Below are 16300 nucleotides of genomic sequence, written 5' to 3'. Positions count from 1 at the left end.
TGCCTCCGGCGTCGTCGGAGCGTCGCGCAAGCAGCCGCCTGCACGCAGCCGGGTCGGGCTCAGAGCGAGCGGACCGCCACGGCGGAGTTGACCGCACGCGCGAGCCGCGGATCGGGCGCGACGCCCAGCTCCTCCTCGAGGGTGCGGGCGAACGCCCGGAACCGCACGGCAGCCGCGTGACGGTTGCCCTCCTGCAGATGCGCCAGGATCAGCGCGTAGGCGGCGGACTCCCGCAGCGGATCGGCCGCGAGCGCCGCCGTGCCCGCCTGCGTGGCGAGTGCGTGCATCCGCTGCTGGGTCATGGTCACGCACGCCGCCTCGAGGGCCTGAACGCGCAGCAGGTGGAAGGCCTCCTGCGCGGGGATCGCCCACTCCTCATGCCACCCAGGAAGCAGGTCGCGCGACAGCAGGTCGATCTCGTCCATCGTCAGCGGGGCGCCCTCGATCGCGGCGCACGCCACCTCGTGCAGCCGGGTCAGGTCGACTTCGGCATCCAGACGCAGCTCGTCGCCGTCGGCGACCACCCATCCTCCCGGCGACTGCCAGATCGCGCGCCGGAGATTCGCCCGCGCCTGGGTCTCGGGGATGTCCGCCCACAACCGGCCGGCGACGACACCCCGGGAGGCCTCCGGGCCGGCGACCGCGAGGAAGGCGAGCAGGCGGCGCGACGGCAGCGACAGCCGGACGGAGGGCAACACTCCCAGTCCCCCGACCACAGCGAGTCTCCGCGTCGGCTCAGGCATGACGGCTTCCTGCAGACGCGTCGTGCCCCGGGCACGGCACGTGATCTCCCCGCGACGCGAGCCATTCCCCCGCCGCTCGCCTCAAGGGTGGACCCGGCCCTCCACCCGCGTCAATACACAATCCGGCCGGGCGCCGGCGGGTCGGTCAGCGACGGGAGGCGGCGGCCGGCCGGACGCGCCGGGCCGCTGCCTGCCCGCGCCCGACGCGACGCACGATCCGCAGGTCGTCGAGCGAGAAGCGACCCTCGGGCATCGCGGCGCGGATGCTGTCGTCGCTGAACGGACGCGACGGCCGCAGGTCGGCCGGCAGCTCGGGAGCATGCGGCGCGGACTCGGCGACGCCCTCCGCGAGCATCCGGGCCTGCGCCTTCGCCACCAGCGGGACCACCATCGTCCACTCGGTCAGCTGCGCCAGCGCGCGGATCGTCCAGACCGGCGCCGGGAAGAAGATCGGACGGCGGCCGGCCACCCGCGCGATGCGGCGCACCGCCTCACCCAGGGTGAACTCCTCTGCACCCATCACGGCGACAGTCGGCTCCGCGACCCGGCCCTCCAGCGCCGCCACCAGCACGTCGACGGCGTCATCGACCGGGACCGGGCGCACGGTCCGCTCGCGGAACCCGACCGTCGCGAAGGCCGGAAGAGTCCGCACCGCGCGGGTGACATGATCCACCATGTGATCGCCGGGGCCGTAGACCATGCTGAGCTTCAGGATGGTGTGGTCGATGCCCGAGGCCCGGATCAGCTCCTCCGCCGCCCATTTCGACTCGTGGTAGCCGGAACCGCAGTCGGGCCGTGCCCGCAGGAAGCTGACCATCACGATGCGGCGCACACGCGCTCGCCGCGCCGCCTCGATCACGGCCCGGGTGCCGTCGATGTGGATGCGCTGGAACGTCTGGTCGCCGATCTCACGGTTGATCCCGGCGCAGTGCGCGACCGTGTCGCAGCCCGCGAAGGCCGCCGCGAGCGCATCCACGTCGTCGATCTGGACCCCGGTGCGGCGCGAGACCACGATGGCCTCATCGCCGAGACGCTCGGCGAGATGGCGGCCGATGAAGCCGGTCCCTCCGGTGATGGCTGTGCGCATCCTTCACTCCTTCGCTTATTAGCAATGTAGCTAAACTGTATATAGCAATGGTGCTATAGTGCAAACATGACAGACTCAGCGAGCGACATCTTCGCCGCGCTGGCCCACCCGACCCGGCGGCAGATCCTGCAGGACCTGAAAGACGGGGAGCTCGCGGCCGGCGAGATCGCCGCCCGCTTCAACGCGACCGGGCCGACCATCTCCCGGCACCTCAGCGTGCTCCGCCAGGCGGGCCTCGTCACCGAACGACGGGACGCGAACCGCATCCTCTACTCGCTGGCCGGCGAACGGCTGGCGCTCTCGGTCGGCGACTTCCTGTCGACCGTCTGCCCCGAGCAGATCGTGCTGCGCGAGGTCCGCAAGCGGGGCACGGGGCGGGCCGATGGGCGGAAGGCCGCGGCGAGCGCGTAGCGGCCAGGTGAGCAGTTTCGGAGAAGCGCACAGCACCCCGCCCGATCTACGGTCGGACTATGACCAAGACAACCGAGACCTCATCCACGGCTCCCGCCTTCACCGACGAGGAGCGCGCCGCCATGAAGGAGCGGTCGAAAGAGGTGAAGACCGCGCGCAAGGGCAAGACCACGCGCGAGGACGACACCCGCGACCTGCGCGCCAAGATCGCCGAGCTCCCGGAGCACGACCGATCGCTCGCCGAGCGCATCCACGCGATCGTCACCGAGACGGTGCCGGACGTCTGGCCGAAGCTCTGGTACGGGCAGCCGGCCTACGCCATCGGGGGCAAGACGTTCTGCTTCTTCCAGCCGGCGTCGAAGTTCAAGACGCGCTACTCCACGCTCGGCTTCAACGACCCGGCGAAGCTGGACGACGGGCCCATGTGGGCGACGGCGTTCGCCATTCTGGACCTCGGACCGGAGGAGGAACAGCGCATCCGCGAGCTTGTGCGCACCGCCGCCGGCTGATCCGGGCGGCGACGGGAGCCGTCCGTCCCACGAATGGGTGTCCCCCAAAATGCCGCTACCGAGCCCTTGCAGTTTGGGCGAGGCTCGTCTGGTGAGTGAACCAGCCGAGGTGGGGACGGATGTGGCAGCGACCCGTGAGACCGTCCTCCGCCCGCACCGGCACCTGTTCACCCGGGGCATCGTCGCGGTGCTGGCGCTCACCACACCGGTGTTCGCCGTCCTCTACTGGCTGACCATCCCGTCCGGGGCCTGGGTCTTCGTGCTCATCGCGCACCTCGTCGTGATCGCGGCGACGGTCGTCGGGGTCGCGTCGTTCCTCAACACGACCATCACCTACGGTCCGGACGGCGTGCGCGAGCGCGGATTCTTCGGGCGGACCGTACGCGTCGGCCACGGCGAGGCGGGCGCGGTGATCCTGGTGCAGGTCTACGAGCGCAGCACCCTCGACGTCCTCCCCCAGCTCTTCGTGGCGTCCCCCGAGGGGCGGCTGCTCATCCGCATGCGCGGTCAGTTCTGGTCCGCGGACGACATGGAGCGCATCGCGGAGGAGCTGGATGTGCCCGTCACCCGGCCCGAGGAGCCCATGACGCACGGGCAGTTGCGCCGCGCGTGGCCACGCCTGCTCTACTGGTTCGAGCGCATCCCGGTCGGTCGCTGAGCCGCCGACGGCTCCCCGCCGGAGTCGACGCCCGCCCCGCACCCAGCGGGCGTGGCAGGATGACAGCGTGACGCCGCGCACCGAGGTCGAGCCGCGCAGCAAGGGTCTGCTCACGCCCAGCCGGATCGCCCCGGCCGCCCCGGTATCCATCGCGCGGCACGCGGCCGAGGGCCGGGCGGCCGCGTTCGTGCGGCACTACTGGCTCCCCCGCTGGCAGCTCCCGGACGGGACGAGCATTCGACAGGACGTGCTCGAGTACCCGACGGCGAACCTCGTTGTGGAGGAGTGGTCCGCCGCGCTGTACCGGGCGCACCGCGGGATGAGCTCCCGCACCTTGGAGGGCTCGGGATGGGCGCTCGGCGTGCTCCTTCATCCCGGTGTCTCGCGGGGATGGGCCGGCACCTCCCTGCGCGGCCTGCCGCCTTCCGTCCCGCTCGACCGGCTGCCGATCGGGCAGGGCGCGGCGGGGATGGTCGCCGCCGTCCGAGAGCGCATGGCCGACGGCGACGATGCGAGCGCGATCGCCGCGTTCGAGGCGTGGCTGGGCGGCATCCCCGAACCGGATGACGACGCCCGCCTGGTCGACCGCATCGTCGCGGCCGTGGAGCAGGACCGCACCCTCCTGCGGGTGGAGCAGCTCGCCGACCGCTTCGGGCTCGGCGTCCGGCACCTGCAGCGCCTGGTCGCCGGGCACATCGGTTTCGGACCCAAGTGGCTCATCCAGCGGTACCGGTTGCAGGAGGCGGCCGCCGCCCTGCGATCGAGCACCCCTCCCCCGCTCGCGGACCTCGCCGCGGAGCTGGGCTACGCCGACCAGGCGCACTTCAGCCGGGAGTTCAAGTCGGTCATCGGCTCGACGCCCGGCGCCTACACCGCAGCCGAGGGGCAGGAGTGACCGACCTCGACGCCGTGCTGGCGCCCTGGCGCGAGCGCTGGCGACTCCACCCCGACGGGGAGGCCTTCACCACACCGTCCAGTGTTCTGCAGCTCGTCCGGCGCCGTGGGGAGCCCCTCTTCCTCAAAGTCGCGACCGCTGAGGAGGAACGGGCGGGCGGAACCGTGATCGCCTGGTGGAGCGGCGAGGGCGCCGCGGCCGTCGTCGAGGCCGACGCGGATGCTGTGCTCCTCGAGCGTGCGACCGGGGCCCGCGACCTCGGGCAGCTCTCGCGCTCGGGCGCCGCGGGCGACGACGAGGCGACGCGCATCCTCTGCCGGGCCGGCCGTCGGCTGCATGCGGCGGGGACCGGGCCGCGCCCGGACGGCCTCTTCGACCTCCGTCGTTGGTTTCGCGATCTCCTGCAGAGAGGGGATGCGGCCGGCGACGATCTGTTCGTCGTCGCCGCGCGGGTCGCCGAGGGGCTGTTGCGGCATCCCGACGGGGACGTCGTGCTGCACGGCGACCTGCACCACGGCAACGTGCTCGACTTCGGGCCGCGCGGGTGGCTGGCCATCGATCCGAAGCCGCTGCACGGCGACCCCGGTTTCGACGTGGCCAACATCCTCTGCAACCCCGACGCCGCGACGGCACTCGCGCCGGGTCGCTTGGAGCGCGCGGTCGCGGTGATCGCCGCGGAGACCGGCCTGAGCGAGGACAGGGTGCTGCGCTGGGCGCTGGCCTGGGGTGCCTTATCCACGGTCTGGGCGGAGCAGGACGGCACCGCGAGCACTTCGGCGGCCGGCGTGGCGCAGCGGGCGCGGACGCTCCTCCGGCTCTGACCCGGGCGCAGCGATCCGGCCGCGCGCCTCAGCGGCGACGGCGGGTGCCGAAGATGCCCTCCACCACGCTGCCCAGGATGTCGCGGGTCGCCTTCGAACCGAGCACCTGCTCCAGCACGGTCTTCGACGAGCCGGATGAGGTGCGCCGCGTCGTCGTGCGCGGCGAAGTCTGGCGCAGGATGCGGTCGTACTCCTTCTGCGCTGCGCGCTCGGCGGTCTCCCTGGCCTTGGCGTCGGCCTTCGCCTGTGCCTCGGCCGCCTTCTGCGCCTCCGCAGCGGCCTTCGCGGCGGCGGCGTCGGCCTCCTCCTTCGCCGCGGCGGCCGCGGCGGCGTCCAGCTTCCGGCCGAGCATCTCGCGGGCGGAGTCGCGGTCGAGCGGGGTGCCGTATCTCGCCTGCAGCGGGGAGGCGGCGATCGTCGCATCCACCTGCTGCTCCGGTGCCGGCGACATGGAGCCCTGTGGTGCGCGGAGGCGGGTCCAGGCGACCGGCGTCGGCGCGCCTTTCTCGTTCATGACCGTGATGACGGCTTCACCGGTGCCGAGCGACTGCAGCACCTGGGCGAGGTCGTAGCCGGAGGTCGGATACGTCGACACCGTGGCCTTCAGCGCCTTGGCGTCGTCCGGTGTGAACGCCCGCAGCTGGTGCTGGACGCGCGAGCCCAGCTGCGTGAGCACCTCCGAGGGCACATCCTTCGGCGTCTGGGTGACGAAGAAGATGCCGACGCCCTTCGAGCGGATGAGGCGGACCGTCTGCGTGATCGCCGCCAGGAAATCCTTCGACGCATCCCGGAACAGCAGGTGCGCCTCGTCGAAGAAGAAGACCAGCTTCGGCTTGTCGAGGTCGCCGACCTCGGGCAGGTCGTTGAACAGGTCGGCGAGCAGCCACATCAGGAAGGTGGAGAAGACGGCCGGCTTGTCCTGGACGCCGGGCACCTCCAGCAGGCTCACGACGCCCGTACCGTCGGGAGCCGTGCGGAGGAACTCGGCCGTGTCGATCTCCGGCTCGCCGAAGAAGGCGTCGGCGCCCTGGTCGGCGAACGCGATCAGTTCGCGCAGGATGACGCCGACGGTCGAACCGGACAGACCGCCCAGCCCCGACAGCTCCTCCTTGCCGTCGTCGCTCGCAAGGTACGTCAGCACGGCACGCAGATCGGCGAGATCGAGAAGCGGCAGCCCCGCCTGCTCCGCGTAGTGGAAGACCAGCCCGAGGCTCGACTCCTGCGTCGCGTTGAGGCCGAGCACCTTCGACAGCAGCAGCGGTCCGAACCCGGCGACCGTCGCCCGGACCGGCACCCCGCGGCCGACGCCGCCGAGCGAGAAGAATTCGGTCGTCGCCGCGTGCGGCGCCCAGTCCTGGCCGATGCCGCCGGTGCGTTCGAGCAGTTTGTCGTTCGCCTCGCCTGGTGCCGCGATGCCGGAGAGGTCGCCCTTGATGTCGGCCGCGAACACCGGCACGCCCGCCGCCGAGAGCTGCTCGGCGAGCACCTGGAGCGTCTTGGTCTTGCCGGTGCCGGTCGCTCCGGCGACGAGGCCGTGACGGTTGGTCATGGCGATCGGGATGCGGATCGGCACGTCCGGCAGCGGATCGCCGTTGACGAGGGCGCCGAACTCCAGCACATCGCCTTCGAACGCGTAGCCGGCCCGGATGGTCTCGATTTCTGCGGCGTCCAGCGGGCCGGAGGTCAGGGGCGGCGGGGTGGTCGGCGGGGTGCCGGCTTCGGGAGCCGCGGGCGTTGCCGCTGCAGCGGTCGCCGCGGCCGCCGCGGTCGAAGCGGCCTCCCGCAGGGATGCGGCCTGGGCCTCCGCCGCGGCCGACGCCTCCTGCGCCCTCCGGACGGCCTCGGCCGCCTCCGCCTGCAGCCGCTCAGCCTCCTCGGCCGCCGCCAGTGCTTCCGCCTGCGCCTTCGCCAGCGCGTCCGCGTCGCTCATGCGGCTCACTCTACTGGCGCGTGACGGCGTACGAGCCAGAATGGATGCGGCTCCGCCGCCTCTCTCGCGAGGCGGTGTGCGAGCGGCGCCCACACGATCACGGCGACCCCGGCGCCGAGCAGCAGCCCGCCGATCGTGTCGCTGATCCAGTGCGCGCCGAGGTACGTGCGACTGACCGCCATGAGAACTGCCCACACCACGCCGAGGATCCACACCCACACCCTCGGGAACAGGATGCCGAGCACGACCACCATCGTTGCCGCGTTCGCCGTATGCCCGGACGGGAATGAACCGGTGTCGGCGTTCACGAGGATCTCCGTCGGGCGGGCTCGTCCGACCGTGTGCTTGATCAGCTGCACGCAGACGACCGACAGCACGCTGGCGATCGCGAAGAAGGTGGCGCCCCAGGGCCTCCGGAACGCGAGCAGCAGCAGGAAGATCAGGACAGGGATCACGACCGAACCGAGGATGCTGCCCCCGACGTAGTTGAAGAAGAGCGCCGGTCCGAGCCAGAGCGGGGAGCGATGCTCGACGATCTCACCCATCCACTCGGCGTCGATCGCGAACGGCTCCCGCGGACGGAGCGCGATGATGAGGCCGAGGCCGACGACGAGAACGACGGCCACCGACGCCGCCACGACCGGCCACCTCCGCGTGACCCGCGCCGCCTTGACGACGTCGTGGCCTTCAGCATCCTCGGGCAGCGGCGGAGCGGGATGCGGTTCTGTCATGCGCCCAAACGTACCCGCGCCCACAGTCCGCCCCACCGTCGAGTACGCGAAAACTGCACACGAATCGCCGCGCGCGCGTGCAGTTTTCGCGTACTCGACGGTGGGCGGTAGGGGCTTGGCGGCTAGTGCGCGAGTTGCGGGACGGTGCGCGGCCGCACGACGATCCACAGCGAGGCGATCGAGACGAGCGCGCAGATGGCCATGACAGCGCCCATCGGGGCGGCACTGCCGACGCCGAGGATGCCGACGACCGGCGACACGATGCCGGCGATGCCGAAGTTGAGCGCACCGAGCAGGCTCGCCGCGGTCCCCGCCTCGTGACCGTGGCCGTTGAGCGCGAGCACCTGGACGCACGGGAACCCGAAACCGCACGCCGCGATGAAGAACCACAGCGGGATGACCGTTCCCCACAGTCCGACGTGCGACTGGTCGAGCACCACGATGGTCACCGATGCCAGGAACATGACGATGGTGGAGCACGCCAGGATCCACTGCGGACCGACGTACTTGGTGAGGCGTGCGGCCGACTGCACGCCGATGATGATTCCGATCGAGTTGATCGCGAACAGCAGGCCGTACTCCTGCGCGTTGAACCGGTAGATCTCCTGGAAGATGAACGAGCTCGACGAGAGGTACGAGAACAGGCCGGTGAAGTTGGCGGCTCCGACGATGGCGATGCCGACGAACACCCGGTCGCTGAGGACGGCCTTGTACCGCTGGCCGACCGTCGAGTGCCCGGCGTCGTGACGGCGCGCCTTGGGCAGCGTCTCCACGATCCACAGGGCGACGCAGATGACGACGAACAGGCCGTAGCAGGCGAGCACGACGAAGATTCCGCGCCACGGCATCACGAGCAGCAGCCAGGAGCCGAGCACGGGCGCGAGCACCGGGGCGAGGCCGTTGACGAGGGCGAGTCGGCTCAGCATCCGCACCAGCGGACGTCCGCCGAAGAGGTCGCGGACCATGGCCATCGCGACGACACCACCGGCCGCGGCGCCGATGCCCTGCAGGGCACGCGCGACGCCGAGCAGCTCGACGTTCGGGGCGATCGCGGCCGCCAGACACGCGATGATGTGCACCCCGGTCGCGACCATGAGCGGTGTGCGCCGGCCGATCTTGTCCGACCACGGGCCCACCAGCAGCTGACCGACGCCGAAGCCGATGGTCGTGGCGGTGAGGGTCAGCTGGATGGCCGCGGTCGAGACGTTGAAGTCGTTCTGCAGCGTCGGCAACGCGGGCAGGTACGTGTCGATCGTGAACGGGCCCAGTGCGGTGAGCGCGCCGAGGATCAGGATGTAGGCGAGGCGCTGGCGGCCGGAGAGCGAGTCTCCGGGATGCACGACGGTGGTCACGAAAGGGTCCTTGGCAGGTCGAGGTGGATGAGGCCGCGCCCGCCGTCGGACGCAATGACAACAGCACCGCGCGGAAGCGGTGCTGTCGGGATTGTGGTTCGAATCGATTCGATTGATCGACTACAAGGAATCCTATACCGTACAGCCCCCGAATGTGAACGTGCACATCGGGTTCTCTTCGCCTTAGAGCGCCGCCGGGACATGGATTTGCGCCAAATCTCGGTTATCGCGGCGTCAGAACGTGGATTTGCGCCAAATCTCGAGCACCACGGAGGCGCACAGAGGCGACGCGACGGGATGCGGGCGGAATGCGGTCAGGATGCGGGCGCGGCCAGGAGCGGGCGGAAGGCTAGCTCCGCCGCACCGATCATGAGGATGTCCGAGCCCAGCCCCGCACGGACGATCGAGAGCCGCTCGGCGCTGGCGGCGAGCGCCTGCTCCCCCACGAGCCGTGGCAGCCGCTCGGGATCCAGCGCGTGGAGTGCACCGAGGAAGCCGCCCAGCACGATCAGCTGCGGGTCGAAGACGTTGGTGGCGTTGCGCAGCGCCGTCGCGAGGAAGCCGACCTGGCGGTCGACCTCCGCCGTCACGGCCGGATCGCCCGCCGCTATCGCCGCGGAGAGCGCCCGGTCGAGCTCCTCGGGGTCGGCCGCGTCCATCCCGAGCACGCGCAGCAGCGCACTCTGGCTCACCTCGGTCTCGAGGCAGCCGACGGCGCCGCAGTGGCAGCGGACGCCCGCCGAGTTGACCAGGGTGTGCCCGAGCTCGCCCGCATAGCCGCTGATACCGGTGAGGGGCGCGCCGCTGACGATCACTCCGGCGCCGATGCCCGACGCGCCGCCGTTGAGGTACACCAGGTCGCTCGCACCGCGTCCGGCGCCGAAGAGCCGCTCGGCGTCGGCGCCGAGGCTCGCGTCGTTGGCGGCGAGCACGGGGTACCCGGTGGCCGCGGCGAGTTCGGCGGCGAACGGCTCCTCGGCCCATTCGAGGTGGGGAGCGAGCCGCACGACGCCGTCCTCCTCCCGAACGAGCCCGGGGACGGCCACGCCGATCCCGACCACGCGCGAGGCCTTCGCGAGGTCCGCGCGCAGTCCGTCGACGACCGCTGCGGCGATGGCCACGGCCTCCGCGGCCGACGGGATGTGCCCGGTCGGGTACCGCACGCGCCGGTGCACGGTCGCGTCCAGACCGACGACGCCGACGGTCACCGCGTCGATCTCGGGGTTGATGGCCAGCGCGACGACGCGGCCGTCCGGCGCGACGACGGGAGACGGCCGCCCGACCCGGTTGCTGAGTTCGGGCTCGCGCTCCTGCACGAGGCCCAGCTCCGCTAGCTCGGCGACCAGGGCGCCGACGGTCGAGCGGTTGAGGCCGGTCGCCTGCGTGAGCGCCGAGCGGGCCAGCGGACCCTCGCGGTGGACGAGCCCGAGCACGGTCGCGAGATTGTGCCGCCGCACCGTGTCGAGGTTCGTCCCCGTCGCCCTGCCGTTCATACTCCGCGTAACTGTACCGTCGGGCGCGGCCTCCGGTGGCGTGGGCGCCAGGCGCGCGCCCACGCCACCGGTCCGCCGGGCTGGATGCGCCGGCTCAGCCGAGGGTCGCCGTCCCCGACTCCGAGGCCGCGGTGCGGCCGGTGACCGCATCCCGCAGCGTGAAAGGATGCCCGCTCGGCCCGGTCGCCGTCAGCACCTCACCGCGGCGGGTCACCTTGTACTCGGCGACCTCGCCATCGGGCGTCGTGACGGTCACCCTGCGCACTCCGTCCGGCCCGGGGTAGACGGCGAGCGTGAGGTCGGTGCGGTAGTCGTAGTCCGGGCGGTCGTCGCGGGCGCCGAGCGGCAGGACTGCCCCTTCACGCACGAACAGCGGGATGCTGTCGAAGCCGTGGGTCTCGCGCAGCCAGCGTCCGCCCTCCACCGTCCGGCCCGAGAAGTACTCGGTCCAGGTGCCGTCGGGCAGGTAGAACTCGACCTCGGACGGCGAGAACACGGGCGCGACCAGGAGGTCGGCTCCGAGCATGTACTGGCGGTCGAGGTAGTCGACGGCCGGGTCGCCCGGGAACTCGAGCTGCATCGGCCGCATGACCGGCGTCCCTGCGGCGTGCGCCTCCTGGCCCGCCGCGAACAGATACGGCATCAACCGCAGCTTCAGCTTCGTGAACAGGCGCGTGACCTCGACGGCTTCCTCGTCGAACGCCCAGGGCACCCGGTACGAGTCGCTGCCGTGCAGGCGCGAGTGGCTCGACAGCAGCCCGAACGCGGTCCAGCGCTTGAAGACGCCCGGGTCGGGGGTGCCCTCGAAGCCGCCGATGTCGTGGCTCCAGAAGCCGAAGCCGCTGAACGCCAGCGAGAGGCCGCCGCGCAGGGTCTCGGCCATGGACTCGTAGCTGGAGGTGTTGTCCCCGCCCCAGTGGACGGGCAGCTGCTGGCCCCCTGCGGTCGCCGACCGCGCGAACAGCACGGCCTCGCCGACGCCCTTCGCCTCCTGCAGCACCTCGAACACGGCCTCGTTGTAGAGCTGCGTGTAGAGGTTGTGCATGCGCTCCGGCGACGAGCCGTCGAAGTAGTCCACCTCGAGTGGGATGCGCTCCCCGAAGTCGGTCTTGAAGCAGTCGACGCCCTGGGCGACCAGGCCCCGCAGCTTGTCCTGGTACCAGCGGGTCGCATCCGGGTTCGTGAAGTCGACGAGGCCCATCCCGGCCTGCCACAGGTCCCACTGCCAGACGTCGCCGTTCGGACGCTTCACCAGGAAGCCCGCCTCGGCGGCCTCCGCGAACAGCGGCGAGCGCTGCCCGATGTAGGGATTGAGCCACACGCAGACCCGGAGATCTTTGTCGTGCAGGCGCGCGAGCATCCCCTCCGGGTCCGGGAACGTGCGCGGGTCCCACTCGAAGTCGCACCAGTTGAACTCGCGCATCCAGAAGCAGTCGAAGTGGAACACCGACAGCGGCAGGTCGCGCTCGGCCATGCCGTCGATGAAGGAGGTGACGGTCGCCTCGTCGTAGTCGGTCGTGAAGCTGGTCGACAGCCAGAGGCCGTACGACCAGGCAGGAACCGATGCCGGCCGACCCGTCAGTGCGGTGTACCGCTCCAGGATCTCCTTCGGAGTCGGGCCGTACACGAGGTAGTACTCCAGGCTCTCGCCGGGCACCGAGAACTGGACGCGCTCCACCGACTCCGACCCGATCTCGTACGAGACGTGGCCGGGGTGATTGACGAGCACGCCGTAGCCGCGGTTGGTCAGATAGAAGGGGATGTTCTTGTACGCCTGCTCGCTGGAGGTGCCGCCGTCGGCGTTCCAGATGTCGACCACCTGGCCGTTCTTCACCAGCGGTCCGAAGCGCTCCCCCAGGCCGTAGACCAGCTCGCCGACGCCGAGCGCCAGCTGCTCGTGGACGAACGTCCCCTCTCCGGCCACGGTCATGTAGCCGAGGGACTTGTGTCCGCTCGAGGTGAGCACGCGGTCGCCCGCCGAGAAGGTCAGCGACCACGGCGCCCCGCGCTTCACCGTCGCCGTCAGGCCGCCGGTGGTGAGCACGCCCGCCTCGTCGTCGACGGACACGTGCGCGTGCCCCTCCTCGACGTTGAGGTCGAAGCCGCGCTCCGGCTGCGTGCCCTGCCAGTGGTCGACGCGGACGCCGACCACGCCGGGCAGCGGCGAAGTGAGCGTGACGGTCAGCGTCGGGCGGTTGAGGGTGTCCCCCCGGCGCTCGATGACCTTGGCGGGCGCGGTGATCGTGATGCTGCCGTCGCCGGCGACCACGTCGTACGCCTCCTGGGCGTAGACGGGCGTGACGCCGTCGCGCAGCATCCAGAAACCATCGGTGAACTTCATGCGGTGACTGCTCCGGTTACTTGACCGCGCCGGCGGTGATGCCGCGGGTCAGGGTGCGCTGGAAGATGAGGAAGAAGACGAGCGTGGGGATGAGGCCGAGCAGTGCCGAGGCGGACGTGGTCGTCACATCCATCAGTCGGTCGCCCTGCAGGGCGCTGATCGCGACAGGGACCGTCTGGTTGTCGTTCGACACCAGGAAGGTCAGCGGGATCAGGAACTCGTTCCACGTCCAGATGAAGAAGAAGATGAGCAGGACGCTCAGCGTCGGGCGCGAGATCGGGACGACGACGCGCCACAGGATGCGCCAGCGGCCGGCGCCGTCGAGCGATGCGGCCTCCAGCACCTCCTTCGGGAAGGTGCCGTACACGCTCGACAGCAGATACGTGCCGAACGCGCTCTGGATCACCGTGAAGATGATGATGACCGCCCACGGATTGTCGTACAGGCCGACCTGCTTGAACATGAAGTACAGCGGGTAGAGCAGGGCCTCCTGCGGCAGCATGTTGGCCAGCAGGAACAGCACGATGATCCAGGTGCGCGCCTTCACCCGGCCGATGCCGAGCGCGTACGCGTTGAGGACCGACAGCACGACCGACAGCAGGGCGACCATTCCGGAGATGAAGATGGAGTTCCACAGCTTCTCGGGGAAGTTGACGCGGTTCCAGAAGTTGACGATGCCGTCCGTGTAGAACGACGTCGGCAGCTGCAGCGGACCACCCGAGTTGTAGTCGGCCGGGCTCTTGAACGAGTTGATGAGGATCAGCAGGAACGGGAAGGCGATGCCGATCCCGATGAGGATCGCGACGACGAGGATGACCCAGTCGGTCACGGTCTTGCGCGGCTTCTGCCGCTTCAGCCGGCGGGGCTGCGCCGTCGCCGCATCCGTGCGGGGGCGCTCGATGGTGGTCGACATCAGATCTGGTTCTCCCTGCGCTCCGCGCGGTTCTGGGCGATCATGAAGAGGACGGAGACGGCGATGATGACCACCGTCAGCGCGGTCGCGATGGTGGCGCCGTATCCGACCTGCTGGCTCTGGAAGAACTCGCTGTAGGAGTAGTAGCTGGGCACCATGGTCGCCGTGCCGGGCCCACCGCGGGTCAGTGTGTAGACCGGGCCGAAGACCTTGAGGGCCGCGATGGTGCAGGTCAGGGTGACGACGAAGATCTCGGGCCGGATGATGGACACGGTGATCGAGCGGAACCGCTGGAACCAGTTGGCTCCATCGAGCTCGGCCGCCTCGTACAGCTCGGGGTCGACCCGCTGGAGCGCCGCCATGAAGATGACGACCGGGTAGCCGATCTGCACCCAGACCATCACGGCCATGATCGATGCGAGTGCCGTGTCCGGGCTGCCCAGCCAGTTGTGGGCGAACTGCCCCAGACCGACGGCCTGCAGCATGGTGTTGAGCGCGCCGTTGTCGGGCCGCAGGATCCAGCCGATCACGATCGCCGCGATGACGACGGGCAGGATCTGCGGGAGGTAGTAGGTGGCCCGCAGGAAGCTGGCGAGCTTGCCGCCGAACTTCTTGCCGACCAGGTCGAACAGCATGGCCGCGAGGATGAGGCCGACGAGGGTCGGGATGACGACCATCGCGATGATCATCGCGATGGAGTTGCCGAACGATGTCCAGAACTTGTCGTCGCCCATCAGCCGGACCCAGTTGTTCAGCCCGATGAACTTCGGCGGGCGGATGCCGCGGTAGCTCGTGAAGCTGAGGTAGATGTTCCACACCAGCGGGACGAGGACGATCACCGTCAGCAGGACGAATCCCGGCAGCAGGTACAGCCAGAACCGGCCGTGCCCTCGGCCGGGCACCAGCGCTTCGCTCTGCGCCTTCCGCTTGCGCCCTTCCGGCGCGCGCACGCTCACGTCGACCATGCGTTCTCTCCTTTGCGTTCCCTCCCCCACCGTCGAGTCCGCGAACTTTGCACGCTGGAACGCCGTGGCGCGTGCAATTTGTGCGGACTCGACGGTGGGGGCTTGGGAGTTTTACTGGTTGACGATCTGGTCGACGCCGTCCTGGTACTCGGAGCCGAGCTCCTTGTTGACCGCGGACGGGTCCTTCGTGCCGTTGATGAGCTCCTGCAGACCGGCGTTCAGCTGGTCGTAGAAGGTCGGCGTGGGCCAGTCGGGGTAGTACGCGATGCCGTCCTCACCGGTGAGGGTGTTGAAGTTCGCGATGAGCTCCTTCGACTTCTCGTCGGTGATGTCGGCCGTGTCGGCCGCGACGGGGACGCCGCCGTTGTTGCCGATGAGCGCCTGGATCTTCGGGGTCATCGTGATGTCGATGAACTTCTCGGCGAGACCCTTGTTCTTCGCCTTCTCGGGGATCACCCACATGTTGCCCGCGGATCCGGGCGAGAGCTTGGTGCCCGGGAAGAGGAACGTGCCCCACTGGTAGTCCTTGATCTCTGTCTGGAAGCGGCCGTACCACCAGCTGCCCGAGAAGAAGATCGGGTACTTGCCCGAGATGAACGCGGTCCCGGCGTCCTCGGCCTTCAGGCCGGAGGCGTCCTTGGAGATGTAGCCCTTCTGCACCCAGTCGTCGACCGTCTTGGTGGCGGAGAGGAGCTCACTGCCCTGCCAGTTCACCTTGCCCTTGTAGAGCTGGTAGTCGTCGACGAACGAACGGTCGGCCTTGGTCAGCGCGAGCTGGTACCAGAGCTGGCCGAGCGGGTACTCGGCCGCCGACTCCGCGAGCGGGGTGACCCCGTTGTCCTTGAACTTCTGCAGCGCGGCGACGAACTCGTCCTGCGTCTTCGGCACCTCGATGCCGTACTTCGCGAACATGTCCTTGTTGTAGTAGACCTCGACGTACTCGCCGTAGTTCGGGATGCCGTACCACGAGCCGGAACCCATGATGCCCTTGTCGTCGTATCGCGACGTGGTCTGCAGGCTCGGCGCGAGCTTCTTGTCCCAGCCGTACTTCTTGACGGCGTCGTCGAGGTTGGTGAGCAGGCCCTGGCTGGCGAGGAGGCCGGCGGTCGCGTTGCCCTTGTTGTACTCGAGGATGTCGGGGGCCTGGTCCGAGTTCAGGACCTGGGACGCGGTGGAGCGGATCTGCTCGAAGGCCTTCGCCTCGAACTTGACCTTGGCGCCGGTCTCCGACTCGAACTCCTTGATGGCCTCGTTCCAGGCCTTGCCCATCGCCGAGTCTTCGCTCTCGAAGTGCCACAGGGTGAGGGTCTTGCCCTTCCCGTCGGTGCTGTCGGACGACGAACCGGACGTGCCGGAGCATCCGGCGAGCAGCAGGGCACCGGCGGCCAGAACGGCGCCGATTGCGAGGTGCCTCTTGCGCATCTGTTACCTCCTTGTAGTGGAGTGGACGC

General features: G+C 69.9%; 15 protein-coding genes. 5 read left to right on the top strand and 10 right to left on the bottom strand.

The window, feature by feature from the left end; genetic code table 11:
* Positions 1-59: 59 nt before the first annotated feature.
* Positions 60-743 (bottom strand): AfsR/SARP family transcriptional regulator, encoded by a 684-nt coding sequence (locus ABIC47_RS08450; RefSeq protein ID WP_354479350.1) that lies wholly within the window; start codon positions 741-743, stop codon positions 60-62.
* Between the two features lie 145 nt (positions 744-888).
* Positions 889-1830 (bottom strand): NAD-dependent epimerase/dehydratase family protein, encoded by a 942-nt coding sequence (locus ABIC47_RS08445; RefSeq protein WP_354479347.1) that lies wholly within the window; start codon positions 1828-1830, stop codon positions 889-891.
* 66 nt (positions 1831-1896) lie between these two features.
* Between ABIC47_RS08445 and ABIC47_RS08440 the strand changes: the two genes are divergently transcribed.
* The 5 genes from ABIC47_RS08440 (at position 1897) to ABIC47_RS08420 (ending at position 5124) form a co-directional block, all read left to right on the top strand.
* On the top strand, positions 1897-2241 hold the full coding sequence (locus ABIC47_RS08440; protein ID WP_354479344.1) for a metalloregulator ArsR/SmtB family transcription factor: 345 nt from the start codon (positions 1897-1899) through the stop codon (positions 2239-2241).
* 59 nt (positions 2242-2300) lie between these two features.
* Entirely contained in the window at positions 2301-2750 is a 450-nt protein-coding gene (locus tag ABIC47_RS08435; RefSeq protein ID WP_354479341.1) for an iron chaperone, read from the top strand.
* A gap of 91 nt (positions 2751-2841) precedes the next feature.
* Positions 2842-3408: a hypothetical protein gene (locus ABIC47_RS08430; RefSeq protein ID WP_231371091.1), complete on the top strand. Its 567-nt coding sequence runs from the start codon at positions 2842-2844 to the stop codon at positions 3406-3408.
* Between the two features lie 67 nt (positions 3409-3475).
* Positions 3476-4303 carry a helix-turn-helix domain-containing protein gene (locus ABIC47_RS08425; RefSeq protein WP_354479337.1) on the top strand — a complete coding sequence of 276 codons (828 nt, stop codon included), beginning with the start codon at positions 3476-3478 and terminating at the stop codon, positions 4301-4303.
* Positions 4300-5124: an aminoglycoside phosphotransferase family protein gene (locus ABIC47_RS08420; RefSeq protein WP_354479334.1), complete on the top strand. Its 825-nt coding sequence runs from the start codon at positions 4300-4302 to the stop codon at positions 5122-5124. The genes ABIC47_RS08425 and ABIC47_RS08420 overlap by 4 nt, the downstream gene beginning before the upstream one ends.
* A gap of 28 nt (positions 5125-5152) precedes the next feature.
* On the opposite strand, the gene ABIC47_RS08415 is transcribed toward ABIC47_RS08420, so the two are convergent.
* From ABIC47_RS08415 to ABIC47_RS08380, 8 genes are all read right to left on the bottom strand, one after another.
* Positions 5153-7054: a helicase HerA-like domain-containing protein gene (locus ABIC47_RS08415; RefSeq protein ID WP_354479331.1), complete on the bottom strand. Its 1902-nt coding sequence runs from the start codon at positions 7052-7054 to the stop codon at positions 5153-5155.
* A gap of 5 nt (positions 7055-7059) precedes the next feature.
* Positions 7060-7785: a phosphatase PAP2 family protein gene (locus ABIC47_RS08410; RefSeq protein ID WP_354479328.1), complete on the bottom strand. Its 726-nt coding sequence runs from the start codon at positions 7783-7785 to the stop codon at positions 7060-7062.
* Positions 7786-7907: 122 nt separating this feature from the next.
* A complete protein-coding gene (locus ABIC47_RS08405) occupies positions 7908-9137 on the bottom strand; it encodes a multidrug effflux MFS transporter (protein WP_018189894.1) in 1230 nt (409 codons plus the stop codon).
* 314 nt (positions 9138-9451) lie between these two features.
* Positions 9452-10630: an ROK family transcriptional regulator gene (locus ABIC47_RS08400; RefSeq protein ID WP_354479324.1), complete on the bottom strand. Its 1179-nt coding sequence runs from the start codon at positions 10628-10630 to the stop codon at positions 9452-9454.
* 94 nt (positions 10631-10724) lie between these two features.
* Positions 10725-12971 carry an alpha-xylosidase gene (yicI, locus tag ABIC47_RS08395; RefSeq protein ID WP_354479322.1) on the bottom strand — a complete coding sequence of 749 codons (2247 nt, stop codon included), beginning with the start codon at positions 12969-12971 and terminating at the stop codon, positions 10725-10727.
* Between the two features lie 16 nt (positions 12972-12987).
* A complete protein-coding gene (locus ABIC47_RS08390) occupies positions 12988-13884 on the bottom strand; it encodes a carbohydrate ABC transporter permease (RefSeq protein ID WP_018189891.1) in 897 nt (298 codons plus the stop codon).
* Positions 13884-14849: a carbohydrate ABC transporter permease gene (locus ABIC47_RS08385; RefSeq protein WP_089881142.1), complete on the bottom strand. Its 966-nt coding sequence runs from the start codon at positions 14847-14849 to the stop codon at positions 13884-13886. The genes ABIC47_RS08390 and ABIC47_RS08385 overlap by 1 nt, the downstream gene beginning before the upstream one ends.
* A gap of 111 nt (positions 14850-14960) precedes the next feature.
* Positions 14961-16271, bottom strand: a complete 1311-nt coding sequence (locus tag ABIC47_RS08380) for an ABC transporter substrate-binding protein (RefSeq protein WP_018189889.1) — start codon at positions 16269-16271, stop codon at positions 14961-14963.
* Between the last annotated feature and the right edge of the window lie 29 nt (positions 16272-16300).

Origin of the sequence: Leifsonia sp. 563 (assembly GCF_040545055.1) — a bacterium.
Lineage (GTDB): Bacteria > Actinomycetota > Actinomycetes > Actinomycetales > Microbacteriaceae > Leifsonia.
Note: the sequence above shows the minus strand (reverse complement) of the source record. Positions and strands in the feature narration are given on the sequence as shown.

Excerpts from the sequence above, each read along its gene's own strand:
- ABIC47_RS08400 (WP_354479324.1), bottom strand. The coding sequence starts at position 10,630 with ATGAACGGCAGGGCGACGGGGACGAACCTCGACACGGTGCGGCGGCAC.
- yicI (WP_354479322.1), bottom strand. The coding sequence starts at position 12,971 with ATGAAGTTCACCGATGGTTTCTGGATGCTGCGCGACGGCGTCACGCCC.
- ABIC47_RS08390 (WP_018189891.1), bottom strand. The coding sequence starts at position 13,884 with ATGTCGACCACCATCGAGCGCCCCCGCACGGATGCGGCGACGGCGCAG.
- ABIC47_RS08445 (WP_354479347.1), bottom strand. The coding sequence starts at position 1,830 with ATGCGCACAGCCATCACCGGAGGGACCGGCTTCATCGGCCGCCATCTC.
- ABIC47_RS08380 (WP_018189889.1), bottom strand. The coding sequence starts at position 16,271 with ATGCGCAAGAGGCACCTCGCAATCGGCGCCGTTCTGGCCGCCGGTGCC.
- ABIC47_RS08415 (WP_354479331.1), bottom strand. The coding sequence starts at position 7,054 with ATGAGCGACGCGGACGCGCTGGCGAAGGCGCAGGCGGAAGCACTGGCG.
- ABIC47_RS08435 (WP_354479341.1), top strand. The coding sequence starts at position 2,301 with ATGACCAAGACAACCGAGACCTCATCCACGGCTCCCGCCTTCACCGAC.
- ABIC47_RS08385 (WP_089881142.1), bottom strand. The coding sequence starts at position 14,849 with ATGGTCGACGTGAGCGTGCGCGCGCCGGAAGGGCGCAAGCGGAAGGCG.
- ABIC47_RS08450 (WP_354479350.1), bottom strand. The coding sequence starts at position 743 with ATGCCTGAGCCGACGCGGAGACTCGCTGTGGTCGGGGGACTGGGAGTG.
- ABIC47_RS08410 (WP_354479328.1), bottom strand. The coding sequence starts at position 7,785 with ATGACAGAACCGCATCCCGCTCCGCCGCTGCCCGAGGATGCTGAAGGC.
- ABIC47_RS08440 (WP_354479344.1), top strand. The coding sequence starts at position 1,897 with ATGACAGACTCAGCGAGCGACATCTTCGCCGCGCTGGCCCACCCGACC.